At 24.7% G+C, this 3,543-nt stretch carries 3 protein-coding genes; all 3 read right to left on the reverse strand.

Annotated elements, in window-relative coordinates; genetic code table 11:
* Positions 1-85 precede the first annotated feature (85 nt).
* On the reverse strand, positions 86-1,423 hold the full coding sequence (locus GBZ86_RS13855; protein ID WP_152891621.1) for a vWA domain-containing protein: 1,338 nt from the start codon (positions 1,421-1,423) through the stop codon (positions 86-88).
* A 16-nt stretch (positions 1,424-1,439) separates the two neighbouring features.
* Positions 1,440-2,561, reverse strand: coding sequence for an AAA family ATPase (locus GBZ86_RS13860; RefSeq protein WP_152891623.1), 1,122 nt, complete (start codon positions 2,559-2,561; stop codon positions 1,440-1,442).
* Between the two features lie 64 nt (positions 2,562-2,625).
* On the reverse strand, positions 2,626-3,408 hold the full coding sequence (locus GBZ86_RS13865; RefSeq protein WP_152891625.1) for a hypothetical protein: 783 nt from the start codon (positions 3,406-3,408) through the stop codon (positions 2,626-2,628).
* Between the last annotated feature and the right edge of the window lie 135 nt (positions 3,409-3,543).

Here is a 3,543-nt window from a genome sequence, read left to right on the forward strand (position 1 = left end):
TTAATTATAAATTTCATATTCATGTAAAATTTAAATATATAATTAACTAGATATAAAAATAATCTTTTTCACTTTTAATGAACTGCTATCTTGCCCAATCATGAAGGTTTTCTCTAAGCTCTTGCAACCCATAATTGTGACCATAAACTTCTTTTTTCTCTTTAAAAATTCTTTTTATTGTACCATAAGGCTTATCCAAGCTTAACTCTTCATCTCCTGTTAATACCCATAAAGTTCTATTATTTATAGGCTTAACTTCTAAAGTTTTTTCTCCAACTCCATCAGTAAAATATACTAAAATATGATCTCGCATATTATTTTCTTTAATGTATTTAAATACTGGTGAAAATTTAGTAGAACCATTTTTTTTGCTTCTAGGCTTTATATCTTTTATAGAATGTAAATTATAAACTTTTCTAATTTGGTCATCACATTCTATTACCTTAATCTCTGTATTTTTATTTTTTACTAAAGCTAAAATTTCTACCATAATATTTTCAATATCCTTATCACTCATAGATGCAGATATATCTATAGCTATTAAAATTTTAGGAATTGTATTAGGAAGCTTTCCTCTTAAATCTAACCTATTAGGCAATCTTCTATCCTTTCTAGTTATAGTTTTTTTATAACCACTTCTAGTAGTTGGTAAAAGATTACTTAAAAATTTTTTCCATTCTATTTCTGGCTCTTCTTTCATTAAAAATATTATTTTTTCAATATCTTTAGGTGCCTTACCCTTATATGCATTTAAAGAGGTTTTCTTTGTTATTCCATTTAAATTATCTATGGTTAATAAACTACTACTCCATATATCATGAGCATTTTCTTGATTAATTTTTTCATTTTCATCCTCTAATACTTTTTTATCTATTTTTTTAGAATTTTTAAAGTCAATAGCCTTTTGTATTTCTTCTGCATACTTTTCCATTGGCATTCCTGCCTTTAACTCTAAATTATATTGTAGATTAATAGTACCTATTCTCTTTGCATAAGATGGCAAATCCTTAATATATTGATTTATAGCAATATCCATAGCAATACTTATAGCTAATTTAGAATACTTATTTCTTAAAGCTTTCTCTCTTTCATAATGACTCATTATTATATGATAGACTTCATGCTTAAGAAGTGCTTGTATTTCCTTTAAGTTGCATTCTAACAAAATAACAGGATTAAAATACATAATAAATTGTCCCATTTCTGGTTTAGTTGCTAAAGGCCAATTTATATTAAAATTTATTTCTCTTTTTACCTGTATAAGAAATTGTCCAAAAAATGAATTTTCATAATTATATAAAGATATTATTGCTTTCTCTATTAATAACCAAAATTGTCTTTTAAAATCTTCTGATATGTGTTTTTCTTTGCTTATTTCTAATGCTTTATTGTATAGTTTTCTTCCATTTTCTTCAAACTCCATAAAAAACCCCTTTACTTTAGCTATATATTTCAAAAAACACTTCTAAAAATCTATTGTCTTCTAAAAATTTATTATAAAGTTCTTTTGAGCAATCACTTTTAATTTCTCTCATTATTCCTAATGCTAAATCTTTAGGATAATAACTTAAAAATTCTGAAAACACTGAAATATTTTCTTTATTATATTTTTTACTCTGTAAATAATTTAAACATCCTTTAGCAATAATATATAATCTTGAATGATTTTCTCCTTTTAATTTTTCCCTAATATCAAAGCTTAGTATATCTTCCTTAAATATATCTTCAACTTTAATAATAGGCTTTTTTATGCTATTTATATAACTAATAAAATCTTGGGCTATAGATACTCCTACATTTCCCTTTACAGCATTATAAAGTATATCTTTGGAAAATTTCATATTATTTTTTTCATATACTCTATAAGCCTTAGATATTCTTTCCCAACTTCTAGGTGTAGCCTTTATAGAATCTTTTGAATTTGGTATATGTAAATATTCTGGAAAAGTTGATAAAAATTCAATAATATGTTCATGTATATTTCCTTTATCCATTGCCCACTTTATCCATTGTTTTAAATCACTTTCAATAGCAATCCAAACAAATCTGTCTTCCTGGGCTGAATCCATATCTACAACTTGATAGTCACTATCTTCAAAGTTATCATATTTATTAGAAGGATTCATAGCTGCTATTATTTTTACTCTATGACTTAACTTATATCCATTTATTTCTCTATTTAATATAAGGTTCATAAGTTCTTGTTGAACTGCATGTTCACATCTATTAAGTTCATCTATAAATAATAAAACTTCATTATCATAGTTTTGAAGTAATACATCCTCAATTTCCATAAGTTTATTATGAGTAGCATATTTAGTTATTTTTCTATTAATCTGTCTCCCATCATGAAAAACTTTAATATCTTCTACTACAGGAAGTCCTCCAATTTCTCCTTCCTTTAACAAATTTCCATCTATAGTAACCAAATAATAATTATTTATATCACTTAACTCTTTAACAAGAGAAGTCTTACCAATACCACTTTCTCCTATCAACAAAGGTACTTCACCAGTAGCCACCACAAGTTCTACTGTACTCAAGGCCTCTTTAAAATCCATATAATTTACCTTCTTTCTTTCGTATTTTTATATTACTATCTTTTTTGCTAATTTTTAAAGAAATCTACATACCTAAAGTATAATCTACTAAAATTTGCTTGGCTTTTTTACTACCATAATCTTTTATAAAATTTATCTTGTTCATTTCTAGCATTTCTAAATTTAAAAAATCTATAATATAATCTCTATCTAAGCTCTCAGAACATATCTTTTCTTTCAAAACTTCAATAACTATATCCACATCTATACTTTCATATAAATACTTAACTACCTTTATATTATCACTTATAAAATATTTTATATGCTCATAATCATAATGAGATATAAAATTTATAGCTTCTTCATCAATTTTTATAGCTACTCTCATAACCTTTAAAGTTGGATCTTTAATAAACTTTATAGCTGCCCAATAAGTTTCTACTGCTCTTAATTGAACATTTTCTGACGGATTTTCTATATATTTTATGGCATCATAATCCTTACTTACAGCAAGTAATTGAAGATCTTCACTCTTTTTATCTGCAAACTGAATAGCCCATCCTTTAGTAGAAACTGCTTTCTTTATTACAGTATCCGTTGGATTTTTTATTAATTTTAGTACATTCCATAAAGCTTTAACTGCTAAAATGCATAATTCCTCAGAAGGTTTTTCTATATATTCTATTGTTAAAGGATTTCTTCTAATAGCCTGAAATTTTACTTTTTCAGTTTGATTTTTTATATATTGAATAGTAAAAGGATTTATAGAAATTGCCTTTAACTGCATTTCTTCTGTTGGATTATCAATATTTTTTATATGTAATGGATTTTCTGAAATCATCTTTAATTCTCTATCAATAATATTCATAATAATCTTTCCTCTTTTCAATTAATTAATAAATTTATATATATTTTTTTGTGAAATAATTATTTATATGCAAAATTATTATAACATACTTTTTGAATTTTATTAATAATAATTATCAACAAATAATTTTTAGCT

This window comes from Clostridium tarantellae, assembly GCF_009295725.1.
In the GTDB taxonomy this organism is placed as follows: Bacteria; Bacillota; Clostridia; order Clostridiales; family Clostridiaceae; genus Sarcina; species Sarcina tarantellae.

Excerpts from the sequence above, each read along its gene's own strand:
- GBZ86_RS13855 (WP_152891621.1), bottom strand. The coding sequence starts at position 1,423 with ATGGAGTTTGAAGAAAATGGAAGAAAACTATACAATAAAGCATTAGAA.
- GBZ86_RS13860 (WP_152891623.1), bottom strand. The coding sequence starts at position 2,561 with ATGGATTTTAAAGAGGCCTTGAGTACAGTAGAACTTGTGGTGGCTACT.
- GBZ86_RS13865 (WP_152891625.1), bottom strand. The coding sequence starts at position 3,408 with ATGAATATTATTGATAGAGAATTAAAGATGATTTCAGAAAATCCATTA.